The sequence below is a fragment of the Dactylosporangium sp. NPDC050688 genome, assembly GCF_040654515.1.
Taxonomy (GTDB): domain Bacteria; phylum Actinomycetota; class Actinomycetes; order Mycobacteriales; family Micromonosporaceae; genus Dactylosporangium.
On sequence record NZ_JBFAIC010000006.1, the window covers coordinates 160,896 to 184,348 of the forward strand.

The following is a 23,453-nucleotide window of genomic DNA, read 5'->3' on the forward strand; positions in this document are numbered from 1 at the left end:
CACGGGGATGAGTGGTTGAAGCATCAAACGATGCTCACCTATACAAGCTGGGTGAGGACATCACTGCAACTTGCCGCCAAACCGATGATTAGCTACCAAACTGTAGCTGCGAGACGACCAATCGGGGCGGCGATTGATCGCCTCCACACCAGACACCAGCACGGACGTAGGTCCTACATAGACATTTGTCCATATTTTAAGTTCGAATTCCGTGCGGGCTGGACGACGGAACGCGGTTCGTTATAGTGACGCTTCATCAGCTTGGTCGCGCTCATACCTTCTTGCCCGGAGTGACGAGCGGGGCCACCTCAAGACACTTGGGAGTGTCATGCCATCAAACGGCTGCGATGGATCCGTCGCGCCCGAAGAAGACCGGCCTGCAGACGACTATCGCAAAGTGTTCGCACTGTTCAAGCACTACCACAGGGCGGCAGTCACACTGACCGTTCTCGGCCTCGCCCGGGCCGCCCTGACGGCCTTCGGACCCGACACCGTCACGGACGCATGGATCGACCGGGCCCACTTCGTCCTCGCCATCGCCGGCGGCTGCTACGTCGCGACCCCGTACACCCGGCGATTCCTCGAAATCCTCACGCTGGTTCGAGACCGTCACTGATCGGTGCGCGCCGGGCGCCCTGCCGGCGTCCGGCGCGCATCTGCGATGGATAACAACCGGAGTGGAGTCATTCATGGAGCACGACCCGAACGGCAGCGGTCCTTCACCGACCCAACCTTTAGCAGAGTTCTACCGGGAACAGTTCCCACTGGTTGTCTCGTACCTGCTCAAGCTCGGCGCGGACCGCGCCGAGGCGGAGGACGCAGTACAGAACGCGATGGAAATGCTGGTGCGGCACCCCGAAGGCATCCGATCCCGCGCGGCATGGGTCCGCGTCGTCGCCCGGAACAACTGGATCCGTGCGATGCGCCGGCACATGAAGGCGATGCCGGCCGGAGTCGCCTGCAACGACGTTGAACGGGAAGGGGGGCGCAGCCCGTCCAACACCGACCCCGCCGACGTCATTCGACAGATCACGGAGCAGGAGGACGCCGTCCGCATGATCCGGTCCCTGCCGCCGACCCAGCGCGAGATCCTCGCATTGGCGTTCGACGGATACCGGCCTGCCGAGATCGCTGAGATCACCGGCAGCAACTCGTCGGCGGTACGGGCCAACCTCGCCCACGCCCGGCGCCGGCTCGGCCGGCTGCTGACGGACCGGCAGGCCCTCCGGACCTTGGGAACCGCCGCATAGGAGCTGGGCCCGCCAACCCGACCTTCTCTTTGCCCGGAGCGCGGGAAGGCGGGCCCCCTCAAGACACGGCAACGCCATGCCTCGCTTCGACGTCACGCAACCTTCGGCGATGACGCATCACCAATGAGAAGGCTCCCCCCAACCCTAACGTTAAATTCTGTGAGGCAGGTCACATGCATTGCATCTGCACTCCGAGCCACTCCCAGCACGTGTCCGGATGGTGCCCGCGGTGAACGTGCCACCCATGAGCGACGACGAGTTCGCGGTGGTGAACCGGAGGAAACGTGACAATCCCAGTTGGCTCGCCGAGTCACCCGAGTACGACGAGTTCGTCATGGCGTGCCTTGAGCACTCGGTGCAGCTGTTGCGCGAGGTCGGCGCCGAAGCCAACGACGCCAATGGGACGGTCGACGACGCCCTGGTGGCCGTCTTGACGGCCAGCAAGGACGATCCGTCGCTCCCGTTCCCGGATGTCTTGTCGCGGGAGTTCCTCGAGGCGTTGTCGCTGACGTTCCTGCTGCTTCCCCGACTGCAGGTAGCCTCGTTTCAGCGGCAATGGCACGCCGCGGTGCCGACGGACGCCGCCCCTGCGCTGCTCGACACGGCCGACGCGCTTCGCGCGCTCGTCGCCGGCATGACCGACGAGCAGCAGGCCCGCGTGGTACTCACCTACCAGCGCCTGCCGCACGACCAGGTCGTGGCATTGTTCGAAGTCCCGAAACTGCAGATGTGCAGCAAACTGGCGCAGTGTTGGCGGCTCCCGCCCGTGCCCAGCGGTACACGACACGGTGTGAACGGCCATGACGCCGGCTGAGCCCTTCGGCCACTCGCCGGAGGTGGCGCGGATCGTCGAGCGGCTGCAGGCGGAGCGGGATCGTCATCCCCCCCGCCCGCACACCCCGACGCCGGAACTCCAGGCCAGGCTGGCCGCCATCAAGCGCGCCGCCCAACATGCCAGCTGGGAGAGTGCCACGTTGGGTGTCGCCGCGGACATCCTGCGCCGCGCCCGCCACGTCGCGGATCTCGAAGCGGCAGCGGCGTTGGAACGCGTTCGTCAACAGGCGGGTGAGAGCGCCCACACCTTCAACAGCCGGCACGTCCACCCGCCGGCGGGATCCGGCAATCGTTCCTCGGCCGGACACGGCACATGGAGGCCTGCGCACTCCTCCCGGCACAATGCCGACGGCCGGACCCCTCGCCACAACTTCGACCGCACCGTGCAACGGGCCGCGGCCGAGCAACGGCGCATCGTTGAGGAAGCGCAGCGCCAGGTCCAGCTGGTCGCCGAGCGCCTGCGACTGGAGACGAACGCATACCTGCAGCTGCAGTGGCTGCGCTCCCTGCACCACCGGATGGCCGTCCTGGAACGCTCGGCAACAGCCACCGGCGTCGGCGATTTCGCTACGTTGCCCCACACGCCATCGTCGGCCGGTGGTATGGCGACGCTGCTGGCTCCCCTGCCGCTGACCCACGGCCTGCCCGCTGGCGGCGCGCTCGAAGACCCGGGAGCAGCGCAGGAGCAGCTCAGCCGGCGTCAGCCGGCGAACGACTCCAGCGCGAGGTACTGGGTGGAGATGGTGCAATGCATCGTGCTGGCCACCGGGAAATGCCAGAGTGCCGCCGAAATGACCGGCCGCACGTTCGAGGAGGTTCTTGCCGCGACCGACGGCCTCGGCAACTTCAACTCCCATCTGCGTGGCTGGCTGCACCACCGGTGGTACCGGCGACCCGGACGATGACGGAAGCCGAGCCGGGCAGCGTCGCCCGGAAATGTCGGTGCTCTGCCTATGCCGCGCGGCGGCGGGGTTGTAGCGCAGAGGTCGTCGCGCCTTGACTGCTCCGAGGAGGACGCCGGTTCGAATCCGACCGGCCCGCCGTGTCGGCACTGCCCCGAGGGGGCATCGATGCTTGCTGATCTGGACGCCTGGCGGCTGGTCCGCTGGTATGCGGTGCCCGGCTGGATGATCGCCGCGTGCGCCGAGGCGCGGGAGTGCGGCGACTGGCGGGCGGCGTGCGAGGCGGACCGGGTGACGGTCGCGTTCGACCTGCTGCGCTGGCACCGGCCGCGGGCCATGGCCGGCAGCGCTGCCCTCGCGACCGGGAAGCGCTACGTGCCGGCGCCCGCCGGGCCGGTCACCGCCGGCACGATGGGCTCGGCGTGCGGTCCCCGGCGTGGGTGTCCGGCTCGCAGCGGCTCACCCTGCACGCGGTGCGGGCCGGCGACATCGCCGAGGGGCCGGTGTTCCCGGTGCCCTGAGCGGGCCGCTCAGCCTACGGGCTCCCGCTCGAAGGTCAGGTCGAAGTCCTTGCGCCAGGTGACCCCGGCGTCCTCCGAGGCGTCCCAGTGCCCGTCGATACGGTCCGCGGTGACGGTGGCGACGTACCGCTGGTGGAAGTCGGGGTCCTCGCGCAGCATCACCCACTCCCCGCCGGCGAACGTCGTGCGGAACACCCGCGACGTCGGCCGCGGGTCGTGGTAGAGCGCGACGAGCTGCCCGTTGGCATCGCTGCGGCCGAACACGAAGTGCCACATGTGCTCCCCGTTCAGCTCCGCCCGCAGCTCGACGAACGCGTCCCCGATCCACCGCGCCGAGGCGTGCCCGTGCTGCCTCGTGCCGGGCGGCTCGAGGAACCAGGCGTCGGAGAGCGTCAGCCTCCACTCGCCGACGAGGACGTCCAGCACCTCGACATCGGGGTTGCGCATCGCAGACTCCTTCCCGTCACGCCACCTTACGGTCAGAGCCTGCGGCGGCGCCCGTTGCCGGCCGTGACGAGGACCGTGCCGCTGGTCGCCAGACCGAGCCCGGTCAGCAGCATCATCGCGATAGCCGGGCCGGTGACCGGCAGGCCTCCGGTGCCGCCCGGGGCGCCGGTGTCCGGTGCCGGCCGCCGCCGCTTCCGAATGCACCAAACACGTCAACCCCCGTGGCCGCAGCGACATAGAGCCGTCCGATTTGCCACGAATCTATTCGCGCCCTGGCGACGTCGTGAGAGTTATGCGACATTTGAACCTTTTCCGGCGCGAGCAGATCGCGCCACCGGGCCCGTGGACGTTACAGCGCCGCCCGGCCTGTGCCATGCTCCATCACACCCGCCGACGTGGCCGGAAAGGGGGCCGTCATGCCCACGCTCGACCGCCGGGACGACGTGTTCGTGCTCGACCTCGGTGCCGGCGAGAACCGCTTCCACCCCGACTGGATCGCCGCCGTCGGCGCAGCCCTCGACGAGGTTGACGCGGCCGGCGGCCCGCGGGCGCTGGTCACCACCGCCACCGGCAAGATCTGGTCCAACGGGCTGGACCTCGACTGGATGTCCGGCAACCCGCAGCGGCGGCTGGACTACATCGTGTCCGTGCAGCAGCTGTACGCGCGACTGCTGGCACTGCCTGTCATCACCGTCGCGGCGGTGCAGGGGCACGCGTTCGCCGCCGGGGCGATGCTCGCGCTCGCCCACGACTTCAGGGTGATGCGCGCCGACCGCGGATACTGGTGCCTGCCCGAGGTCGACCTCGGCATCCCGTTCACGCCGGCGATGAGCGCGTTGATCCAGGCGCGGCTCGCGCCGCAGACCGCCCACGAGGCCATGGTCACCGGGCGGCGCTACGGCGGCACCGACGCGCGGGAGCGCGGCATCGTCGACCACGCCGTCGCCGAGGACGCCGTCCTGACCACGGCGGTGGAGCTCGCCCGGTCCGGGGCGGCGAAGGCCGGCGGGACGTTGGGCGCCATCAAGGCCCGCATGTACGCCCCCGTCCTGGCCGCGCTCCGCGACGCCACGCACCCGCTCGGGTGAGCGTTCGGAATACCAATCAGCATTGCACTGGAAAAGTGTTATGCGCCCGAACGACAAATAGTCGGAATTGAAAGTTTCATCCATCATGACGCCTAAAACCGGCTCTTGCTGATGGGCATTGAGGAACGGCCACATTTCCTGCGAGGCTCCTTCACATATCAGCGGGACCGCTGATGTGAGCGCTCACGTACGTGGCGCCCACGGCGTCGGAGCCGGCCGCCGACCGGCTCCGGCGGCCGTCCCGCCAGACATCGTGGAAGGAACGCCATGCCCCACAGACCGACACCCCACCGGGTCAGGCTGCGCACCGTCCTCGCCCTCGCCACCGCCGGCGTCATCGGCGCGGGCGCCGCGGTCTTCTTCAACGGCTCCGCCAGCGCCGGCACGACCCTCGGCGCGTCCGCCGCGGAGAAGGGCCGCTACTTCGGGGCGGCGGTCGCCGCTGGGAAGCTCAGCAACAGCACGTACACCGGCATCCTCGACCGCGAGTTCAACATGATCACGCCTGAGAACGAGATGAAGTGGGACGCGACCGAGCCGTCACAGGGCCAGTTCCGCTACACCTCGGCCGACCAGATCGTCGCCCACGCCCAGGCCCACGGTCAACGGATGCGCGGCCACGCGCTGACCTGGCACCAGCAGCAGCCCGGCTGGGCGCAGAGCATGTCCGGCACCGCACTGCGCAATGCGATGATCAACCACATCACGAACGTCGCCGGGCACTACAAGGGCAAGATCTACGCCTGGGACGTGGTGAACGAGGCGTTCGCCGACGGCGGCTCCGGCGGCCGGCGCGACTCGAACCTGCAGCGCACCGGCAACGACTGGATCGAGGTCGCGTTCCGCACCGCGCGGGCCGCGGACCCGGGCGCGAAGCTGTGCTACAACGACTACAACACCGACGGCATCAACGCCAAGAGCACCGGCATCTACAACATGGTCCGGGACTTCAAGTCCCGCGGCGTGCCGATCGACTGCGTCGGTTTCCAGTCCCACCTGGGCGGGCTGCCGCCGTCGGACTACCAGGCCAACCTGCAGCGCTTCGCCGACCTCGGCGTGGACGTGCAGATCACCGAGCTGGACATCTCCGGCAGCAACCAGGCCAACGCCTACGCCGCCGTCGTCAAGGCGTGCCTGGCCGTGTCGCGCTGCACCGGCATCACGGTGTGGGGCATCCGGGACAGCGACTCGTGGCGTACCGGCGAGAACCCGCTGCTGTTCGACGGCAACGGCAACAAGAAGGCCGCCTACACCTCCACGCTCAACGCCCTCAACGGCCCCGGCAGCACCGTGTCGACGCCGCCGGTCAGCAGCCCGCCCGTGAGCTCGTCGCCCTCGAACCCAGGCGGGAGCGGCTGCACCGCGGTGGTGACGCTCAACCAGTGGGACGGCGGGTTCGTGGCGAACATCAGGGTCACCGCCGGCAGTGCCGCGCTCAACGGCTGGACGGTGACGGTCACCCTGGCCTCCGGCGCGACGATCACCAACGCGTGGAGCGCCGACCGCAGCGGCGGCAGCGGGACCGTGCGGTTCACCAACGTCGCCTACAACGGGCAGGTCGGGGCGGGGCAGTCGACCGAGTTCGGCTTCCAGGCCACCGGCAGCGGCGCCGGCCTGTCGCCCACCTGCGCGGGCCGGTAGTGACCGTGACACGGTTCAGACGGCGCCTGTAATGGCTCGAATCGCCGGCGGTCGTGGCGGCACGGACGCGGCCGCCGGGTTCGCGGGCACCGTCACCTGAGACGGGCGACGGCCCGGCCCGTCCGCGGGCCGGGCCGTCGCGGCGGGCTCAGAGCGTGGTGACGGTCCAGAGGTTGTTGGTGTTGGTGTTGGGCGCCCACATGGCGACGGTGGAGCCCGCGGTGGCGTTGCCCATGCCGTCCAGGGCGGTGCCGGTGCCGCGGTTGATGATCTGCGTCCGGCCGCTGCCGGTGTCGTTGAGCCGCCACTGCTGGTTGTTGCCGCCGTTCCACGCCGCCTGCCGGCAGGCCGACCCGTTGGCGGTCGCGCCCCAGCTGTCCAGGACCATGCCGTTGGTGCGGTTGACGATGCGGTACCAGCCGCTGCCGAGGTCGACCAGCTGCCACTGCAGGTTGGTGCTGCCGTCCCAGTTCCACTGCTTCAGGTTGGCGCCGGAGGCGACGTTGCCGCCGCTGTCGAGGACCAGGCCGGTGGTGACGTTGCCGATCCGCACGTACCGTGGCTGCTGCGGCTGCGCCTGACCGACGATGCGGTAGGTGCGCCCGGACAGGCCCGGCAGCGCGATGGCGTCGCTCTCGGGCTTCGTGACGGTGACGGCGGCGCCGCTGGTGGTGTCGGTGACCGTGAACGTCCCGGTGAGGAACCGGCCGCGGACCTTGACGGTGCCGTCGCGGTCGAAGCGGACCGTGGCCTCGTCGGGCTGCCCGCCGCCCCACTTCGCGCCGACGGTGTAGCCGCCGCGCCCGCGCAGGCCCTGCACCTGACCGCTCGGCCAGGCCGACGGCAGCGCGGGCAGCACGTGCAACTCGCCGTTGTGGCTCTGCAGCAGCATCTCGGCGATGCCGGAGGTGGCGCCGAAGTTGCCGTCGATCTGGAACGGCGGGTGCAGGTCGAACATGTTCGGCGCGAGCCGGGCGGTCGTGACGAGCAGGCGGATGAGGTCGTGCGCGCGGGTGCCCTCCTCCATCCGCGCCCAGTAGTTGATCTTCCAGGCGAGTGACCAGCCGGTGCCGTCGTCGCCGCGCAGCTCGAGGGTGCGGCGGGCGGCGGTGTACAGGGTGGGCGTGCCGCGCTTGGTGATCTGGTTGCTCGGGTGCAGTCCGTACAGGTGCGAGATGTGCCGGTGACCCTGCTCCGTCTCGATCCAGTCGTACAGCCACTCCTGGATGTTGCCGCGCGAGCCGACCTTCATCGGGGGAAGCCGGTCACGGGCGGTGAGGACCCTGGTCCGGAAGTCGGCGTCGACGCCGAGCACTTGGGATGCCTGCGCGACGCCGTTGAAGAGGTCGCGCAGGATCTGGTTGTCCATCGTCGGCCCGGCGCACACGCTGACCCCGGAGTGGTGCGCCAGCTCCGGGGAGTTGGACGGGTTGGTGACCAGGTACCCCAGCGACGGCTCCTGCACGAGGGTGTCCAGGAAGAACTGGGCGGCGCCCTTCATCGCCGGGTAGTTGGCCTGCAGGAACGTGGTGTCGCCGGTGAACAGGTAGTGGTCCCAGATCATGGTCGCCAGCCAGGCGCCGCCGGTCTGCCACATGCCCCACAGCGCGCCGTCGACGACCGACGAGCCACGCCAGGCGTCGGTGTTGTGGTGCGTCACCCAGCCGCCGGCGCCGTACTGCACCTGGGCCGTGCGGGCCCCGGTGACCGCCAGCTCGCGGATCATGCCGAACACCGGCTCGTAGCACTCGGCGAGGTTCGTGGTGTCCGCGGGCCAGTAGTTCATCGGCAGGTTGGCGTTGAGCGTGTACTTGGAGTCCCACGACGGGCTCAGCGAGTCGTTCCAGATGCCCTGCAGGTTCGCCGGCTGGGTGCCGGGCCGCGAGGACGAGATCAGCAGGTACCGGCCGAACTGGAACAGCAGCACCGAGAACTGCGGGTCGCTGGTGCCGGCGTGCTGCGCGATCCGCACGTCGGTGGGCTGGTCCGCGGCGGCGGTGCGGCCGAGGTCCAGCGTCGTGCGGCCGAACAGCCGCTGGTGGTCCGCGACGTGCCGGGCGCGCAGGTCGTCCCAGGTGCGGGCGGCCGCGGCGGTGAGGTACCCGCGGGCCTTGCCCTGATAGTCGCCGCCGGTGTCGCGGTAGTTGACGTAGCTGGTGCCGATGGAGATCAGGAGCGTCACGCTGTTGGCCGAGCGGACCTGCAGCGTGCCGCCGGAGCTGCTGACGGTGCCGCCGTCGGCGACCACCCGGGCCAGGCCGTAGAACCTGACCTTGCCGGCCAGCCCCCGCTGGTCGCCGGAGATCCCGTCGATCGCGACCGTCGCGGCGTCCGGGCTGGACACCGTGGTGCGCTGCGGGCTGTCGAACCTGGCGGAGAACGTGAGCTGGCCGGCCCGGTCCGCGGTCAGCCGCACCGCGATCACCTGGTCCGGGGCGCTGGCGATCACCTCCCGCCGGAACCGGACCCCGTTCTGCAGGTAGCTGACCCCGGCCACGGCCGTGCTCAGGTCCAGCCACCGCGAGTAGTCCGAGACCCCGCCGCTGCCGGCCGCGAAGGTCAGCCGCAGATTGCCCATGGTCTGGTACGCCAGCTGCGCCGACGGGATGCCCAGCAGGTTCTGGTCGATGAGGCTCTGCGCCTGGCTCCACTGCCCGGCGAACACCTGCTGCCGGATCTGGGCGAGGGCACCGGCGCCGCGGGGGTTGCTCTGGTCGTAGGGGCCGCCGGCCCAGATGGTGTCCTCGTTGAGCTGCAACCGCTCCACGTCGACGGTGCCGAACACCATGGCGCCGAGGCGCCCGTTGCCGATCGGCAGCGCGCGCAGCCAGTCGGTGCCGGCGGACTGCGTGTACCAGAGCGCGAGCCCATTGGCCGCGCCCACTTCCGGCGGTGCGGCGGCCGAGGCCGGCGACGCCGACCACGCCAGGGGCAGCAGCGCAGCACCGGCTCCGGCGGCGCCGGCCTTCAGCACCCGCCTCCGGGTCAGGTCGGACGTCGGCTCTTGCGATACAGGGGTGTCGTTGCCGGATTGCACGGGGGCTCCTTCGCCGTGGCGGGGTCTCGGATGCCGCCGCCCTGTGAGCGCTCACAATTCGCGGCGCATGCGAGGGGTGTCGAATTCAGCGGGGGTTGAGCGGGCGGCGGAAACGCTCGACGTCTATGTTCGCCGAACATTTCACAACATTCAACGCGCCATTTTCGGTTATTCCGTTCCCCGCCCCGAAGTCGGGCCTGTCCACCTGCACCGAGGTTTGTTAGGATTCCTTCCGAACCCCTTGGAGGGACCATGGCAGCACGCCACCCCGGCCTGCTCGGCGAGCTTGCCGCCGAGTTCGCCGGCACGATGGTCATCATGCTGTTCGGCCTGGCCGCGGTCGCGCAGGCCGCCGCCGGCGGCATCGGCGACCACGACTCCATCGTCTGGGCCTGGGGCCTCGCCGTGGTCCTCGGCATCCAGGTCGCCGGCCGCATCAGCGGCGCCCACCTCAACCCCGCCGTCACCATCGCACTCGCGGCCTTCAGGGGCTTCGCCTGGCGCAAGGTGGCGCCGTACTCGCTCGCCCAGCTCCTCGGCGCGTTCGTCGCCGCCCTGCTGGTGCGCTGGAACTACACCGAGATCCTGCACGCCGCGGACCCCGGCCTCACCATCAAGACCCAGGGCGTCTTCTCCACTCTGCCCGGCAACGGCACCCTGCCGGTCGGCGAGTGGGGCGCCCTGCGCGACCAGGTCATCGGCACCGCCATCCTGCTGTTCCTGATCCTCGCCATCACCGACGCGACGGGCACTCCCCCGGCCACCGGCCTCGCCCCGTTCGTCATCGGCCTGATCGTCGTGGCCATCGGCATGGCCTGGGGCACGAACGCCGGCTACGCCATCAACCCGGCCCGCGACTTCGGTCCCCGGCTGGCCAGCTTCCTCACCGGGTACACCGGCGCGTTCCGCGACCAGACGGGGTACCTGTACTTCTGGATCCCGATCGCCGGGCCCGTCATCGGCGGCCTGCTCGGCGCCGGGCTGTACGAGACGCTGATCGGCCGCTTCCTGCCCACGGCCCCGCAGGCCGGGTCGCCGCCCGGGACCGAGGAACCCGGTGCGCTGGGCACGGCCCCGGACCGGACGGCTGGGCGCGTGCCGGGCTGAACCTGCCGGTCAGCACGGGGCCCGGCCGGCGTCCGTGGCCGCCGGCAGCACGCCGCGCAGAGCGCACCGCGCACGGTGCCATTGCGCTGGCTCAGACGGCGAGTGCGCCGGCGAGACGGTCGCCGGCGTGGTCGTGCAGGACGCTGATGACGGGTGCGGCGGGGATGCCGGCCGCGCTGAGATCGGCGGCGACGAAGCGAAGTGCAGGGCTCACCGGCCCCGCCGAACGTGTGGAAAAGCAGCACCGTTCAGCGGAGGGTGCCCGGCACGACGCGGGACGTGACGCTCGGCGGTACCGCAGAAAAATCTTGAACTCGAGGGGCGGGGGATGTCGAGAACGCGGCGGTGGCTCCGTCCCCGGGAGGCGAGCGGCCATCGTGGCGGCTCGGCTGAGGAGGGACGACCGATGGAACCGACCGAGATCAGCGAGATCCTGGACCGGCCGCTGAGCCGGGAGCTGCTGGCCCGCGACCTGACCCGGCTGGCGTACGTGGCCAAGGACGGCACGCCGCGCAACGTGCCGATCGCGTTCACGTGGAACGGGTCGCAGGTGGTGATGTGCACCGCGAAGAACGCGCCGAAGCTGCCGTCGTTGCGGCGCAACCCGATGGTGGCGCTGACCATCGACACGGAGGTGCATCCGCCGAAGATCCTGCTCATCCGGGGCCGCGCCGAGCTGGACGTGGTCGACGGGATCCCGGAGGAGTACCTGCAGATGAACGGCACGTACACGATGACGGCCGAGCAGCGGGTGCATTGGGAGGCCGAGGTCCGGGACCTGTACGACGGCATGGTCCGCATCGTGGTGACCCCGACGTGGGTGAAGCTCATCGACTTCGAGCAGACCTTGCCGACCGCGGTCGAGGAGCTGATCCGCCGGCGCGAAGAAGCCGCCCGTGTCTGAGCGGAAAGGCGGCGTGATGTCGAGAACGGCAGCCTCGCTGCGTCCCAGCACCGAACACGGCAAGAATGGTCCGTACCGCACCGAGGAGCACACGATGGCCAAGTACCTGCTGCTGAAGCACTACCGCGGCGCGCCGGCGCCGGTGAACGACGTCCCGATGGAGCAGTGGACGCCGCAGGAGGTGTCGGCGCACTTCAAGTACATGCAGGACTTCGCGGCGCGGCTGGAGGAGACCGGCGAGTTCGTGGACAGCCAGGCGCTGCTGCCCGAGGGCACGTTCGTCCGGTACGACGGCGAGGGCCGCCCGCCGGTGACCGACGGGCCGTTCGCGGAGACGAAGGACCTGATCGCGGGGTGGATGATCATCGACGTGGACAGTTACGAGCGGGCCCTGGAGCTGGCCGCCGAGCTGTCCGCGGCGCCGGGGGCCGGTGGCCGGCCCGTCCACGAGTGGCTGGAGCTGCGCCCGTTCATGGCGGCGCTGCCCACGATCACGGAGTGACGTCCGGTGGATGAGTCCGTGCTGCGGGTCCTGACCCCCACGGTGATCGGGATCCTCGTCCGCCGCGGAGCCGACTTCGCGGCGGCCGAGGATGCCGTGCAGGACGCGCTCGTCGAAGCGGTCCGCGGGTGGCCGGACGACCCGCCGCGCGACCCCAAGGGCTGGCTGGTCACGGTGGCCTGGCGCAAGTTCCTCGACGTCACTCGCGCCGACGCCGCCCGGCGCCGGCGTGAGGAGATCGTCGAGCCCGAGCCGGGCCCGGCCGAGGACGCCGACGACACGCTGCACCTGTACTTCCTGTGCGCGCACCCGTCGCTGACCCCGGCGTCGGCGGTCGCGTTGACGCTGCGCGCGGTGGGCGGGCTGACCACGCGGCAGATCGCCCAGGCGTACCTGGTGCCGGAGGCGACGATGGCGCAGCGGATCAGCCGGGCCAAGCGCACGGTGTCCGGGGTGCGGTTCAACCAGCCGGGCGACGTCGCCACCGTGCTGCGGGTGCTGTACCTGGTGTTCAACGAGGGGTACTCCGGCGACGTCGACCTCGCCGCCGAGGCGATCCGGCTCACCCGTCAGCTCGCGGCGCAGTTCCAGCACGAGGAGGTCGCCGGGCTGCTCGCGCTCATGCTGCTGCACCACGCCCGGCGGCCCGCGCGTACCGGCGCCGGCGGCAGGCTGGTGCCGCTCGCCGAGCAGGACCGCGGCCTGTGGGACACCCGCCTGATCGCCGAGGGCGTGGACATCCTGCAGGCGGCGCTGGCCCGGGACCGGCTCGGCGAGTTTCAGGCGCAGGCCGCGATCGCCGCGCTGCACGCCGACGCCCGCACCGCCGAGGAGACCGACTGGGTGCAGATCGTCGAGTGGTACGACGAGCTGCTCCGCCTCACCGGCAGCCCCGTCGCCCGGCTGAACCGGGCCGTCGCGCTCGGCGAGGCCGACGGCCCGCGGGCCGGCCTGGCGGCCCTGGCGGAGCTCGACCCGGCGCTGCCCCGGTACGCGGCGGCCGCGGCGTACCTGCACGAACGCGCCGGCGAGCCGGTGACGGCGGCGCGGCTGTACGCGGAGGCGGCCCGGTCCGCGCCGAACCTCGCCGAACGCGACCACCTGACCCGCCAGGCCGCCCGGCTCAACGCGCAGCTGCGGGCCTGAAAACGTGCTTCAGCCGGCGGGCACCGGGGAGAACGGGCGCACGCCGACGCGCTCGGTCTCGCTGATCACGTCCCACAGGATGCGGGGCGCCCGGGTGCCCTGGACCGTCCTGACCGTCTTGTGCGAGCCGCCACGGTACGTGACGGTGACGCGGTAGGCGTAGCGGTCGCAGCACGGGTTCCTCGGCTGGTACGAGCTGCGCAGCCACCGGAACTTCCAGCTGCCGGCCATCCGCAGCACCGGCCTGCCGCCGACCGTCGTGCGGTCGACCACGAACGACGTCTTCTCCCCCGCGAAGCCGCCCGAACGGTCCAGCACGATCTTGGTGGCCTGGCCGAACGGGACCGGCGCGGCGGCCGCGGGTGCGGCGGGCGTGAGCGCGGCGATCCCGCAGGCCGCGATCAGCGTCACGATGCCCTTGCGTGCGATGGTGCGTCCCATGGTGTCCCCCCGTGTCCGGCGTCGCCGTCGACGCCTCCCTCACTCAAGGACACCACGCGACTCCTTTCCGGCATGCCGGATATTCCGGAAAAAACCTTTCTGGCAGGCCGCCGGGCATCGGCCGCCCCGGGCTCACCCGCTCAGGCCCGTTCCGGCGGGCGTTCCGCGGACAGCACGCGGGCCTCGGCGGGTCCGGGTTCGCGGGCCGCCGGGACCGCCGGGTCCCGGTCGTACGCCGCCGGGTCCCGGTCGTACGCCTCCGCCTGCCGGTCGTACGTGGCCGGTGGCTCCTCGGCCGAGGCCGGTTCGACCGCGGAACCCAGTACCGTCAACAGCATCGGCGCCAGGAGGGACCGCACGACGAACGCGTCGATGAAAATGCCCACGGACAGGGCGAACGCGAGCTCCCGGAACGGCCGCAGCGGCACCAGGGCCAGCAGGCCGAGGCTGACGGCGAGGGTGAACGCGGCGGTGCGGATGGCGTGCGCGGACTGCGGCAGCGTGATGGCGAGGGCCTCGCGCAGCGGGCGGCCGCGCGCCTCCCGCCACGCGGGGCCGATGCCGAAGATGTTGTAGTCGGAGCCGAGCGCGACGAGCAGCACGGCGGCCGCGAACGGTACGTAGAAGGTGAGCCCGTCGTTGCCGTAGAAGTCCTGGAACACCCAGGTCGTGAGGCCCAGGGTGGCGCCGATCGCCAGGACGCTGCAGGCGAGCAGCCCGAGCGGGGCGACGAACGCGCGCAGGAACAGCATGAGGAACACGAGGTTGGCGATCAGCGCGGCGATGGCGATGCGGCCGAGGTCGTGCACGGTCTGGTCGACGATGACCTTGGCGATGGCGGTGTCGCCGCCGAGGCTGGTCTGCGCCCCGCCGAGGCCGGCGGTCTGCACCAGGCCGGGCAGGTCACGCTCCAGGCGGCCCAGCGTCTGCACCGCGGTGCCGCCGAGCGGCTCGTCGGACAGGATCAGCAGGTAGCGCACGGCGGTGCCGTCCTCGGCGCGGAACAGGTTCAGACCCGGCGGCAGGGCCGAGGTGCCGGGCCCGAGGACGCCGGCGACGCCGGGGACCTGGGTCAGCGCCTGCTGCAGCTCGGCCAGCTCCGCTTCGCGTCCGGCGACGCCGGAGCCCTGCACGAGCAGCTCGGTCGGGGACAGGATGCCGTCGGCGAAGCCGGTCTCGGCCTGCACCGCCGCGGTGCGCGCCGGGTGGTTGGTCGGCAGCGCCTCGACGAACGACACGCCGAGGCGCAGGTGCAGCGCCGGGGAGGCCATCGTGATCAGGGCGGCGACGAGCAGCAGGAGCATCGGCGCGGCGAACCAGCGGCGGGTCAGCAGCCAGGTCCAGCCGGTCCGCCTCCCAGCCGGGAGCTCTGCCGGGAGCTCGGCCGCCGTCGCCGCGACCGGTCGCCGCCGGGCGTGCCGGCGCGACGGCCAGAACGCGGCACCGCCGAAGATGGCCAGCAGCGCCGGTACCAGCGTCACCGCGACGAGCATGCCGATGAGGATCGCCAGGGCCATGCCCGGCCCGAACGCCCGGAAGGCGGGCGAGTCGGCGACGAGCAGCGCGGCGGTGCCGGCGGCCGCGGTCGCCCCGGCGGTGGCGATGATCGGGGTGAACCGTGCGGTCGCCTGCCGGGCCGCGTCGAGCCGGGTGGTGCCCGCTTCCAGGAGGGTCCGTACGGCGGAGAAGTAGAACACGACGTAGTCGGTCACGACCCCGAGCAGCAGCGCCACCAGCAGGGGTTGGGTCTCCTGCGGCACCGGTACCCCGAGCCGTTCGGCGACCGCGCCGCCGATGTGCAGGGTGAGCAGGATCGCCACCCCCGCGACGCCGAGCGCCAGCAGCGGCGCGAGCACCGACCGGAACACCACGGCGATGATGAGGAGCACCGCGATGACGGTGATCAGCTCCAGCCGCGGCACGGAGTCCAGCACCAGGCGGGTCTGCTCGACCCGCGCCGGCACGGACCCGGTGATGCCGACCACGGCGTCGCTCGCGTCGTAGTGTTTCGCCACGAACTGCTCGGCCGCCTCCTGCTGCCCGGCGAACGTCACGCTCGGGTCGGTGAACAGCAGCGTCACGATCGTCGTGCCGTCCTCGGCGGAGCTGGGGAACAGCCCGAGCGTGTTCATCACCGGTACCGCCGCCACGATCGGCTTGACGTCCGGGTAGGTGCCGTCACTGACCGCCTTGGCCCTCGCCACGGCCTTGGTCTGCGTTTCCGTCGACAGCCCGGCCGGGTTGCGCTGCACGACCGCGACCCGGCTCAGCACCGGGAACCCGAACTTCTGCACGGACTGCAGCTCGCTGCGCACCGCCGGGTTGTCCGCGGAGATCAGCTGCTCCAGGTCGTTGCCGCCGGTGCCGTACGCCGGCACGTAGGCGTACACGGCCGCCGCCGCGGCCACCCAGAACGCCACCACGAGCCAGCGCAGCCAGACGACGGCACGGGCGTACCACTGCAGCAGCAGGCTCGGGTGCCACCGGCTCCGGGGTGGGGTTGCAGGCTCGTTCACCGGTCGCGCTCCGATCGTGTGTCCCGTGTGGCACGCGATTACCCGGCTGCCGCCTCAGGGAAACAGATGAATGCCCGGCCCGGACCGCTGTCGCTGCCGTGCCCCTGCCGTCAGCGCGTCGAGGACCACCAGGTCGCGGGCGCGGCGGCGGTGAAGCCGATCGACTCGTACAGCGGCCGCCCGAGCCGTGACGCGGTGAGCGTGACCGGCACGCCGGTCAGGTGGGCGAGGGAGCCGAGCATGACCGCCCGCCCCACCCCGCGGGACCGGAACCGGGCCGGGGTGCCGACCCAGTAGTGGCTGCCGTACCCGTCGTCGAGGACGGTGACGCACGCCCCGGCGATCTCCCCGTCGAGCTCGGCGACGAACACGTCGACGCCCGGCTGCTCGACCAGCGCCGCGGGGAACAGCTCACCGCCGCGGTGCGGCTCGAACCTGCCCAGCTCGAACCCCTCGATCACGGCCCGCTCCGCGGCGTGCAGCTCCTCCTCGGTGCCCGCCCGGCGCACGGCCATCGCCGGCACGGCGACCGGACCGGGCGGGCGCAGCATGACCGGCATCTGCCAGGTCCGCATGCCCAGGTGGGTCAGGTCGGCGCTGCTGAACGGGTCCTCGATGTCGACCGGCCCCACGGCGCCGGCCGCCAGCTCGGCGATCTCGGCAAGGACGTCGCCGCCGAGCCCGGGCTCCTGGATCAGGATCCGCAGCCCGGCCCGCTCGTCACCGGCTACCGCGAGGTACCCGGGCCGGCGCAGCACCTCGTGGCCGCGAACGCGTCCGGTCGCGGCCCAGAACGCGGCCGAGTTGCGCGCCTGCCGCAGCGGCGCCTCGGCGAGCTGCCCTTCGGCGCTGGTCGTCTCGATCGTCATGCGAACCCTCCCCGTTGACTGATCCCGTGATCATGCCCGACCGCCGGTGGATGCTCACCCGCGACTTCGCGCGGCGGCTCACCGCTCGTCGACGGCGGCTGCGGTGTAGGCGGCGGCGAGGCGCTCGAACGGGCCCGGGCCGTCGTGCTGCCTCGGGGATGCGCCGAGGTGGCGGACGCGGAGCTCGGCCATGAGCTCTTCGATGAACGCCGGTCCTTCCTCGCGCATCAGCTGCTGCCGGATCCGCAGCTCGTCGGTGCCCGGGCGCCAGTCGAGGCCCCAGTTGCCGAGGGCGTAGATGACCGGCAGCGTCTGGATGCCGGCTTCGGTGAGGCTGTACCGGGCGCGCTGGCCCCGCGCGGCGGTGCCGCGGGTGAGCAGTCCCGCCTCGACGAGCCGCACGAGACGGTCGGCCAGGATGTTCGAAGCGATGCCCTCCATCGACCCGGTGAGCAGCGCCCGGAAGTAGCGGCGGTCACCGAAGATGACGTCGCGGAGCACGAGCAACGACCAGCGGTCGCCGAGCAGCTCGACGGCGGCGTTGATCGGGCACCCGGACCTTGGTTCCACGCTTCCTCCTTGACACGTGCTTCGCCCCCAATATAGTGATTGCAGAAGACAACCACTAGGCGGACGGGGAGCGCATGGGCCGCTTCGTCTACTCGATGAACGTGTCGCTCGACCTGCGGATCGAGCAGGTGCCCGGGGACAACGGCGCCGGCGAGTGGCTGCGCCTCAGCGAGGAGCTGCACCGCGAGGCCAACGCGCAGACGCGGGAGCTCGCGCTCATGGTCCACGGCCGGGTCTTCTACGAGACGATGGAGGAGTACTGGCCACAGGCGCCCGGGGACGCGTCGCTGCCGGACTACATGCGTGAGTACGGCGAGATCTGGACCGCCAAGCCCAAGGTGCTCGTCTCCCGCACCCGCCACGACGCCGGCCACAACACCCGGGTCATCGGCGGCGACGACGCGATCGGGCAGCTCGCCGCCCTGCGGGCCGGGACCGGCGGCCGCATCAGCGTGGGCGGTGCGACGCTCGCCACCCAGCTGCTGCGGGCGGGGCTGCTCGACGAGCTGCTGCTCTGGACCCACCCGTCGTTCCTCGGCTTCGGCCGGCCGCTGTTCGACGACCATGAGATGCCGATCGACTTCGACCTGCTGGAGCAGCGCTCGTTCGCGCACGGCGTCACCATGCACCGGTACGCCATCCGCGACGTCAAGGAGCCGCTCCCCCACTGAGGCAGGTCGCGGGTTCCGGCTGAGGACCCGGCCCGGCCGGTGGCGCGCGGGTGGGATCGTGGGCTGGTGATGTTCGACCTGATGCCCGGGCGTGGGGTGCGGCTGCCGCCGCGGCAGTGCGTCACGTTCGGCATGTCCCGCGCCGAGGTCGCCGCCGCGGCCGGGGGCGACGTGCGGGACGTGTTCGTGTGCGGGGCGCGGTGGGCCGTCGCGTTCACCGTGGCCGGGGTCGCGGTGACGGTACACACGACGGACGAGGACTCGGGTGCCGGCACGGTGTCGCTGTCGCCGGTCGGGGCGGACCCGGCGCCGGTCGCCCTCGACGACGTGGACGTGTTCGGCTGGGACGCCGCCGCGGTCCTCGCCGCGCTGCTCGACGGCGGGCGCGACGTGCGGCCGATGGGCCGCAGGACCGCCTGGGTCGACGGGCGCCGGCTGCTCCTGCGCTGCGACCAGGGCACCGGACACTTCACCGACGCCAGCCTGTACGCCGGCACCGCCCCGCGCAACGCGACCTGCTACGGCCCGGGCATCCCGACCATGTCGTACGGCGAGAGCACCATGGCGTTCCGGGCGCCCCAGGCCCCCGGCATCTACACGTTCACGCTGTGGACGGCGAGCCACTTCGACGAGTACGACACGACGAACAACCGGATCTCGATCACCTTCGAGGTCCGCTACCTCGCCTGAACCCCTCAGGCGTCCTGCCGGCGGACCATCTCGGCGATCCAGCTCGGGGCGTACGGCGACGTGCAGTTCGGCGGGGTCGGGTAGTCCTTCAGGACCTCCAGGCGCTCGCCGATGGCGACGGCGCGGGTGCGGTGCTCGGGGTGGTCGATGCCGATCTGGGCCAGGCAGTGGTTCATCGCCCACTGCAGCCGGTCGGGGGCGTCCTTCATCCGCGCCTCGATGACGTCGAGCAGCCCGGCCAGGTCGAGGCCGGCGGGGCCCTTCGCCACGCGTTCGGTGGTCAGGGCCCAGCCCGCACTGGCCACCACCGGGTCCGGGTCAGCGAACCACGCCAGTCGCAGCGCCTCCGCGTGCGGGCTCTGCTTCACGACATAGTTCACCAGCCAGTCGTGCACTTTAGGGGTACGCGCACCGCGCAGCATCCCGTCCAGCTCGTCCTGCTCGAACGCCTTGGGCCGGCAGACGAGGGTCGCCAGCAGCCGGGCCGCGGTGTCACCGGTCGCCCAGAGCTGCCGGGCGAGGTCCTGCTGCGTCTTGAGCCGTTTCGCCACCGCCCGCAGCTTGCTGAGGTTCACACCGTGGTCGTCGCCGTGCTTCTCGTTCACGGCGCGGACCTTCGGGTCCTCCAGCGCCGCCAGCTCCGCCAGCACCTCGGCCACCGTCGTGTCGCCCACCGCGCTCCTCCCGTCGACCGGCCCTGACCAGCGTACGAGGCGGACGACGAAATTCGTGGAGAAAAGTTCGGCGGGCTATCGATCCGGGGTGGGGTCCGCTCGACCTATGTATGAGACCGGCACCGGGCCGGTCGCACCACACCGGAGGTCACCATGTCCACCACCACCGCCACGACTCCCGCTCGCACCACCGGTACCGCCGCCCTCATCGGCACCGGACTGGCCGCCACCGCCCTGGCCAGCGCCGCCGCCACCGCCGTCGCCGCCGCCGGCACCGCCGCCGGGATCAGCCTCGACATCGACGGCGCACCCATCCCGATCCTCAGCTTCCCCCAGCTGACCGCGATCTTCTCCCTGATCGGCCTGGCCCTCGCCGTGGTCCTGGCGCACAAGGCCCGCCGCCCACGTCGCACGTTCGTCCGCACCACCGTCGCCCTGACCGCGCTGTCCCTGGTGCCCGACGTGATCGCCGCCGCCACCCCCGACACCAAGGCCCTGCTCATCCTCACCCACCTCGTCGCCGCCGCCATCGTCATCCCGGCGATCGCCCGCCGGCTGGCCCGCTGACACCCGTGATCGGCGGGGTGGGGCCGGTCGGGTCGCTACACGGCGAGGTCGGGTTCCGGGCCGCCGTAGACGAGGCGCTCCGCGTCAGCGGGGATCCACCGGATGCGCCCGGCAGGCACGTCGGGCAGCATCGCGACGTGACACGGCACAGACCGGCGGGCGGGCTGCTGCGGACGCTCCCTCAGTCGAACGTGAGGACGGGCTTGATCGCGGTGCCGTCACGCATGCCGGCCACGGCGGCACCGATGTTCTCGAAGGGAAAGGTGGCGATGAGCCGGTCCAGCGGGAGGAGTCCGCGCTGGTGGAGGTCGGCCAGTTCGGGGATGAAGCGCGCCGGGTCCGCGTCGCCCTCGATCACGCCGTGGACACGGGCCCCCTTGCTGAGCAGTCTCATGACATCGAATTCGACTTTGGTGCCGATGCCGACGAGGGCGAGGTCGCCCTGGGGACGCAGGGCGGCGACGGCCTGCCGGAGCATCTCCGATCGGCTGGTGGTGTCCACGATGTGGTGTGCGCCGCCGCCGGTGAGGTCGCGCAGGGTGGTGACGAGGTCGTCGGCTGCTCCCGGGTCCAGTGCCGCCTTGGCGCCGAGCTCGATGGCCAGGGCGCGTCGCGAGGCGACCGGTTCGATGACGATGATCGGGTCGCAGCCCAGGACGTTCGCGGCCATCAGGGCGCTGAGTCCGACGCCGCCGGCACCGATGACGACGAGGGAGCTTCCCGGCTCGGGGCGCAGCCGGTTGAACACCGTTCCCGCACCCGTCTGTACACCGCAGCCCAGCGGCGCGGCAACGACAGCCGGCAGGTCGGCGGGAACCCGGATGGTGTTGCGCTCATGGGCGAGCACGAACGTGGCGAAACTGGACTGGCCGAAGAAATTGCCGTGTACGGGGGCCCCGTCGCGGGACAACGGGGTGGTGCCGTCGCCACGGCCGCCGGAGGTGTTCAGGGTCTGCTGGGAGTGGCAGTAGGCCGGGTGCCCGGCCGCGCACTGCTCACACGAACCGCAGCTGTTGAAGGTCAGGCAGACGTGGTCGCCCGGCGCGAGACCGGTCACCTCCGCGCCGACCGCCTCGACCACACCGGCCCCCTCGTGGCCGAAGACCATGGGAGTGAGCCGGCGGGGCCAGGTCGCCTGCATACTGAGGTCGGTGTGGCACAGGCCGGCCGCGGCGATCCTGACCAGCACCTCGTGCGGCCGTGGGGCTTCGAGATCCACGGACTGGATGACGAACGGTCCACCCGGGGTGTCGGTGACGGCTGCTCGGACCTGCATGACCAACTCCTTCGAGCGACCGAGGCTCAGGCGACGCGCTCGAGAACGAAATAGAAGAAGGGGCCGTCGGCGGGGAAGTGCTTGCCGTTCATGATTCCCATGAGCGTGTTCTCGTCGACTCGCTTGAAGTGGTCGAAGATCGGCTGGCCGTCGTAGACCATCGTCGCGGTCGGCTCACCGCGGAACTCGACGGTCCACAGGCTGGCCTCGCCCTTGCCGAGCGCGGTGTTGGAGTACAGCTCGCCCTTGTCGTTCCAGCAGATCAGCGGCTTGACGTCCTTGACGGTGGCGAAGGTCTTGCCGTACCACCTCGCCTGGTCCAGCTGCCCGTTGATGGGGTGCCCCGTGTCGAACTCACTGCCCTTCCACTCGCCGAGGATCTCTTCGGGGCGGACCGTGTCCAGTACGGCCCAGATCTCGTCGAGTTCGGCGGCGGAAACCTGGCTGTCCTGTTGGCGCAGCTCGGCGAAGCGGGCTCGGGCCTTGCTCGCGTTCATGGTGACTCCCTCTCGCCGTACCCCCGGAGCGCGGGCATCAATGCCAGGCTTGCTGACAGGATAGACAGAAAATGTCAGGATGCGGCAAGGCCCCGGAGAACCGCGGTGACGAAGACCCGGACATGGCGCCGCCGGTGCTCGGTGGCGTGCGAATCCAGGCTGATGCCCTTCGTGCCGAAGAACAGCACCGTGGCGATGTCCTCCGCATCCATCCCGGAACGCGCGATGTCGAACCGCTCAACGGAGTCCACAAGCAGGTCGCGGATGGCGTCGACGATCCGCTTCTCGTACTGGCTCCAGAGGTCGCCGGCTCTCAGCTGCACCTCGTCGATGAGTTCGTAGAAGTGGTTCGACTCCAGGCCGGGGGTGTGCAGGGCGAGTACGACACCGAGGATCGCCTCGATCCGCGCCTCCGGAGTCTGGGCGGCTGCGGCGGCGGTCTCCGCGTTGCCCGCACTCCGGTCGAGAGCCCACCGGGTCGCCTCGCGGAACACGGCCTCCTTGTTGCTGAAGTGCTGATAGAGCGCCGGTCGTGACATGTCGGCGGTCTGTGCGATCGCCTCCATCGAGGTACGGCGGTACCCGTAGCGGGCGAAGGTGACGACCGCGGCCTTCATGATCCGGTACCTGCGGGCGTCGTCCGTCGCTGTCATGCTGACAACTTTAGTAAAGATCGTTCATGCCGACCGGACGCGACGACCCGGCCCGGCGTCACCGCTCCGAGTGGGGTCCGAGGACGGCCATCGGCATGCCGGTCGTCATCTCGTACCGCACCACGTCGGCAAGGCCAACGCGTCGCCCGTCGGGGAGGCTCCGGTACGACAACCACAGGGACGCTCGCAGGCCCGGATGGCTGATGTCGCGCAGCGACGCGCTCGACTCCAGCTCCACGCCGTTCTCGTCGCCCCACGCGACGACATCGGCCCAGAACCGGTCCAGTGAATCCCACGCGTCCACCGTCCGGGGCCCCCGCAACGGCAGCAGCTCCGCCGTGGTGAGCAGGTCCTCGGCGCCGTGAGACACCGCGTTCTGCAGATCCTCGAGGAACCCGGTCGCGGCCCGCGCCGCGTCGCCTCCCTCGCCGAGCAGCTCCTCGACCACTGTAAGGGTCGCCGCGACCCGCCCGCTGCTGCGGCGCGCCACGTCCATGACGATGTCGCCCACGGGGATCTCACCGCCCGCGGTCGGCAGGCCGGCGGCCGTCATGAGCCGCTTGACGGGAGTCGACGGACGCCGCTTGAACAGTCCCACTGCCCACCTCGATCACGGCGGCGCTCCAGCGGCCGCCTCACGGTCGCATGAT

25 protein-coding genes are annotated in these 23,453 nt (G+C 71.1%); 13 read left to right on the forward strand and 12 right to left on the reverse strand.

The annotated features are described in order from the left end of the window. Positions 1-328 precede the first annotated feature (328 nt). From AB0H83_RS08710 to AB0H83_RS08725, 4 genes are all read left to right on the forward strand, one after another. A complete protein-coding gene (locus AB0H83_RS08710) occupies positions 329-616 on the forward strand; it encodes a hypothetical protein (RefSeq protein ID WP_360089135.1) in 288 nt (95 codons plus the stop codon). 73 nt (positions 617-689) lie between these two features. Continuing rightward, positions 690-1,250, forward strand: a complete 561-nt coding sequence (locus AB0H83_RS08715; protein WP_360089138.1) for a sigma-70 family RNA polymerase sigma factor — start codon at positions 690-692, stop codon at positions 1,248-1,250. Between the two features lie 244 nt (positions 1,251-1,494). Next, positions 1,495-2,064: a hypothetical protein gene (locus AB0H83_RS08720; RefSeq protein ID WP_360089141.1), complete on the forward strand. Its 570-nt coding sequence runs from the start codon at positions 1,495-1,497 to the stop codon at positions 2,062-2,064. After that, the gene (locus AB0H83_RS08725; protein ID WP_360089144.1) at positions 2,051-2,989 is read left to right on the forward strand and encodes a hypothetical protein; all 939 of its coding nucleotides are present in this window, start codon (positions 2,051-2,053) and stop codon (positions 2,987-2,989) included. The genes AB0H83_RS08720 and AB0H83_RS08725 overlap by 14 nt, the downstream gene beginning before the upstream one ends. A 527-nt stretch (positions 2,990-3,516) precedes the next feature. Here AB0H83_RS08725 and AB0H83_RS08730 read toward each other — a convergent pair. After that, complete coding sequence (locus tag AB0H83_RS08730; protein ID WP_360089147.1) at positions 3,517-3,954, reverse strand: hypothetical protein; 438 nt, start codon at positions 3,952-3,954, stop codon at positions 3,517-3,519. Positions 3,955-4,370: 416 nt separating this feature from the next. Here AB0H83_RS08730 and AB0H83_RS08735 point away from each other — a divergent pair, with 416 nt between their 5' ends. Together AB0H83_RS08735 and AB0H83_RS08740 are read left to right on the forward strand one after the other, a co-directional pair. Continuing rightward, the gene (locus tag AB0H83_RS08735; protein ID WP_360089150.1) at positions 4,371-5,042 is read left to right on the forward strand and encodes an enoyl-CoA hydratase-related protein; all 672 of its coding nucleotides are present in this window, start codon (positions 4,371-4,373) and stop codon (positions 5,040-5,042) included. Positions 5,043-5,309: 267 nt separating this feature from the next. Next, the gene (locus AB0H83_RS08740; protein WP_360089153.1) at positions 5,310-6,683 is read left to right on the forward strand and encodes an endo-1,4-beta-xylanase; all 1,374 of its coding nucleotides are present in this window, start codon (positions 5,310-5,312) and stop codon (positions 6,681-6,683) included. A 148-nt stretch (positions 6,684-6,831) separates the two neighbouring features. On the opposite strand, the gene AB0H83_RS08745 is transcribed toward AB0H83_RS08740, so the two are convergent. After that, positions 6,832-9,720 (reverse strand): glycoside hydrolase N-terminal domain-containing protein, encoded by a 2,889-nt coding sequence (locus AB0H83_RS08745; RefSeq protein WP_360089156.1) that lies wholly within the window; start codon positions 9,718-9,720, stop codon positions 6,832-6,834. A gap of 252 nt (positions 9,721-9,972) precedes the next feature. Between AB0H83_RS08745 and AB0H83_RS08750 the strand changes: the two genes are divergently transcribed. Beyond that, positions 9,973-10,827, forward strand: a complete 855-nt coding sequence (locus AB0H83_RS08750) for an MIP/aquaporin family protein (protein ID WP_360089159.1) — start codon at positions 9,973-9,975, stop codon at positions 10,825-10,827. 91 nt (positions 10,828-10,918) lie between these two features. Here the strand turns inward: AB0H83_RS08750 and AB0H83_RS08755 are convergent, their stop codons facing one another. Continuing rightward, complete coding sequence (locus AB0H83_RS08755) at positions 10,919-11,041, reverse strand: hypothetical protein (protein ID WP_360089162.1); 123 nt, start codon at positions 11,039-11,041, stop codon at positions 10,919-10,921. Positions 11,042-11,233: 192 nt separating this feature from the next. Here AB0H83_RS08755 and AB0H83_RS08760 point away from each other — a divergent pair, with 192 nt between their 5' ends. The 3 genes from AB0H83_RS08760 (at position 11,234) to AB0H83_RS08770 (ending at position 13,379) form a co-directional block, all read left to right on the forward strand. Beyond that, positions 11,234-11,731, forward strand: coding sequence for a pyridoxamine 5'-phosphate oxidase family protein (locus tag AB0H83_RS08760; protein ID WP_360089165.1), 498 nt, complete (start codon positions 11,234-11,236; stop codon positions 11,729-11,731). A gap of 94 nt (positions 11,732-11,825) precedes the next feature. Next, the gene (locus AB0H83_RS08765; protein ID WP_360089340.1) at positions 11,826-12,233 is read left to right on the forward strand and encodes a YciI family protein; all 408 of its coding nucleotides are present in this window, start codon (positions 11,826-11,828) and stop codon (positions 12,231-12,233) included. A 6-nt stretch (positions 12,234-12,239) separates the two neighbouring features. Continuing rightward, a complete protein-coding gene (locus AB0H83_RS08770) occupies positions 12,240-13,379 on the forward strand; it encodes a DUF6596 domain-containing protein (RefSeq protein ID WP_360089168.1) in 1,140 nt (379 codons plus the stop codon). Positions 13,380-13,388: 9 nt separating this feature from the next. Here the strand turns inward: AB0H83_RS08770 and AB0H83_RS08775 are convergent, their stop codons facing one another. The 4 genes from AB0H83_RS08775 to AB0H83_RS08790 form a co-directional block, all read right to left on the reverse strand. Continuing rightward, positions 13,389-13,820 carry a hypothetical protein gene (locus tag AB0H83_RS08775; protein WP_360089171.1) on the reverse strand — a complete coding sequence of 144 codons (432 nt, stop codon included), beginning with the start codon at positions 13,818-13,820 and terminating at the stop codon, positions 13,389-13,391. Between the two features lie 140 nt (positions 13,821-13,960). Beyond that, positions 13,961-16,336, reverse strand: coding sequence for an MMPL family transporter (locus tag AB0H83_RS08780; protein ID WP_360089174.1), 2,376 nt, complete (start codon positions 16,334-16,336; stop codon positions 13,961-13,963). Between the two features lie 110 nt (positions 16,337-16,446). Further along, entirely contained in the window at positions 16,447-17,205 is a 759-nt protein-coding gene (locus AB0H83_RS08785; protein WP_360089177.1) for a GNAT family N-acetyltransferase, read from the reverse strand. Between the two features lie 78 nt (positions 17,206-17,283). Then, positions 17,284-17,775 carry a helix-turn-helix domain-containing protein gene (locus AB0H83_RS08790; RefSeq protein WP_360089180.1) on the reverse strand — a complete coding sequence of 164 codons (492 nt, stop codon included), beginning with the start codon at positions 17,773-17,775 and terminating at the stop codon, positions 17,284-17,286. A gap of 74 nt (positions 17,776-17,849) precedes the next feature. Between AB0H83_RS08790 and AB0H83_RS08795 the strand changes: the two genes are divergently transcribed. Both AB0H83_RS08795 and AB0H83_RS08800 read left to right on the forward strand, forming a co-directional pair. Further along, on the forward strand, positions 17,850-18,446 hold the full coding sequence (locus AB0H83_RS08795; RefSeq protein ID WP_360089183.1) for a dihydrofolate reductase family protein: 597 nt from the start codon (positions 17,850-17,852) through the stop codon (positions 18,444-18,446). A 66-nt stretch (positions 18,447-18,512) separates the two neighbouring features. After that, a complete protein-coding gene (locus AB0H83_RS08800; RefSeq protein ID WP_360089186.1) occupies positions 18,513-19,136 on the forward strand; it encodes a hypothetical protein in 624 nt (207 codons plus the stop codon). Between the two features lie 5 nt (positions 19,137-19,141). Here the strand turns inward: AB0H83_RS08800 and AB0H83_RS08805 are convergent, their stop codons facing one another. Next, positions 19,142-19,810, reverse strand: a complete 669-nt coding sequence (locus AB0H83_RS08805) for a DNA alkylation repair protein (RefSeq protein WP_360089189.1) — start codon at positions 19,808-19,810, stop codon at positions 19,142-19,144. Positions 19,811-19,963: 153 nt separating this feature from the next. On the opposite strand from AB0H83_RS08805, the gene AB0H83_RS08810 reads away from it, so the two are divergent. Next, positions 19,964-20,377: a DUF6069 family protein gene (locus AB0H83_RS08810; RefSeq protein WP_360089192.1), complete on the forward strand. Its 414-nt coding sequence runs from the start codon at positions 19,964-19,966 to the stop codon at positions 20,375-20,377. Positions 20,378-20,558: 181 nt separating this feature from the next. Here AB0H83_RS08810 and AB0H83_RS08815 read toward each other — a convergent pair whose 3' ends face one another. From AB0H83_RS08815 to AB0H83_RS08830, 4 genes are all read right to left on the reverse strand, one after another. Then, complete coding sequence (locus AB0H83_RS08815) at positions 20,559-21,653, reverse strand: NAD(P)-dependent alcohol dehydrogenase (protein WP_360089195.1); 1,095 nt, start codon at positions 21,651-21,653, stop codon at positions 20,559-20,561. A gap of 26 nt (positions 21,654-21,679) precedes the next feature. Further along, a complete protein-coding gene (locus AB0H83_RS08820; protein WP_360089198.1) occupies positions 21,680-22,150 on the reverse strand; it encodes a DUF4334 domain-containing protein in 471 nt (156 codons plus the stop codon). Between the two features lie 74 nt (positions 22,151-22,224). Further along, entirely contained in the window at positions 22,225-22,803 is a 579-nt protein-coding gene (locus tag AB0H83_RS08825; RefSeq protein ID WP_360089201.1) for a helix-turn-helix domain-containing protein, read from the reverse strand. A gap of 58 nt (positions 22,804-22,861) precedes the next feature. Next, positions 22,862-23,401, reverse strand: a complete 540-nt coding sequence (locus tag AB0H83_RS08830; protein WP_360089204.1) for a hypothetical protein — start codon at positions 23,399-23,401, stop codon at positions 22,862-22,864. Between the last annotated feature and the right edge of the window lie 52 nt (positions 23,402-23,453).

Excerpts from the sequence above, each read along its gene's own strand:
- AB0H83_RS08710 (WP_360089135.1), top strand. The coding sequence starts at position 329 with ATGCCATCAAACGGCTGCGATGGATCCGTCGCGCCCGAAGAAGACCGG.
- AB0H83_RS08715 (WP_360089138.1), top strand. The coding sequence starts at position 690 with ATGGAGCACGACCCGAACGGCAGCGGTCCTTCACCGACCCAACCTTTA.
- AB0H83_RS08720 (WP_360089141.1), top strand. The coding sequence starts at position 1,495 with ATGAGCGACGACGAGTTCGCGGTGGTGAACCGGAGGAAACGTGACAAT.
- AB0H83_RS08725 (WP_360089144.1), top strand. The coding sequence starts at position 2,051 with ATGACGCCGGCTGAGCCCTTCGGCCACTCGCCGGAGGTGGCGCGGATC.
- AB0H83_RS08730 (WP_360089147.1), bottom strand. The coding sequence starts at position 3,954 with ATGCGCAACCCCGATGTCGAGGTGCTGGACGTCCTCGTCGGCGAGTGG.
- AB0H83_RS08735 (WP_360089150.1), top strand. The coding sequence starts at position 4,371 with ATGCCCACGCTCGACCGCCGGGACGACGTGTTCGTGCTCGACCTCGGT.
- AB0H83_RS08740 (WP_360089153.1), top strand. The coding sequence starts at position 5,310 with ATGCCCCACAGACCGACACCCCACCGGGTCAGGCTGCGCACCGTCCTC.
- AB0H83_RS08750 (WP_360089159.1), top strand. The coding sequence starts at position 9,973 with ATGGCAGCACGCCACCCCGGCCTGCTCGGCGAGCTTGCCGCCGAGTTC.
- AB0H83_RS08760 (WP_360089165.1), top strand. The coding sequence starts at position 11,234 with ATGGAACCGACCGAGATCAGCGAGATCCTGGACCGGCCGCTGAGCCGG.
- AB0H83_RS08765 (WP_360089340.1), top strand. The coding sequence starts at position 11,826 with ATGGCCAAGTACCTGCTGCTGAAGCACTACCGCGGCGCGCCGGCGCCG.
- AB0H83_RS08775 (WP_360089171.1), bottom strand. The coding sequence starts at position 13,820 with ATGGGACGCACCATCGCACGCAAGGGCATCGTGACGCTGATCGCGGCC.
- AB0H83_RS08785 (WP_360089177.1), bottom strand. The coding sequence starts at position 17,205 with ATGACGATCGAGACGACCAGCGCCGAAGGGCAGCTCGCCGAGGCGCCG.
- AB0H83_RS08795 (WP_360089183.1), top strand. The coding sequence starts at position 17,850 with ATGGGCCGCTTCGTCTACTCGATGAACGTGTCGCTCGACCTGCGGATC.
- AB0H83_RS08810 (WP_360089192.1), top strand. The coding sequence starts at position 19,964 with ATGTCCACCACCACCGCCACGACTCCCGCTCGCACCACCGGTACCGCC.
- AB0H83_RS08815 (WP_360089195.1), bottom strand. The coding sequence starts at position 21,653 with ATGCAGGTCCGAGCAGCCGTCACCGACACCCCGGGTGGACCGTTCGTC.
- AB0H83_RS08820 (WP_360089198.1), bottom strand. The coding sequence starts at position 22,150 with ATGAACGCGAGCAAGGCCCGAGCCCGCTTCGCCGAGCTGCGCCAACAG.
- AB0H83_RS08825 (WP_360089201.1), bottom strand. The coding sequence starts at position 22,803 with ATGACAGCGACGGACGACGCCCGCAGGTACCGGATCATGAAGGCCGCG.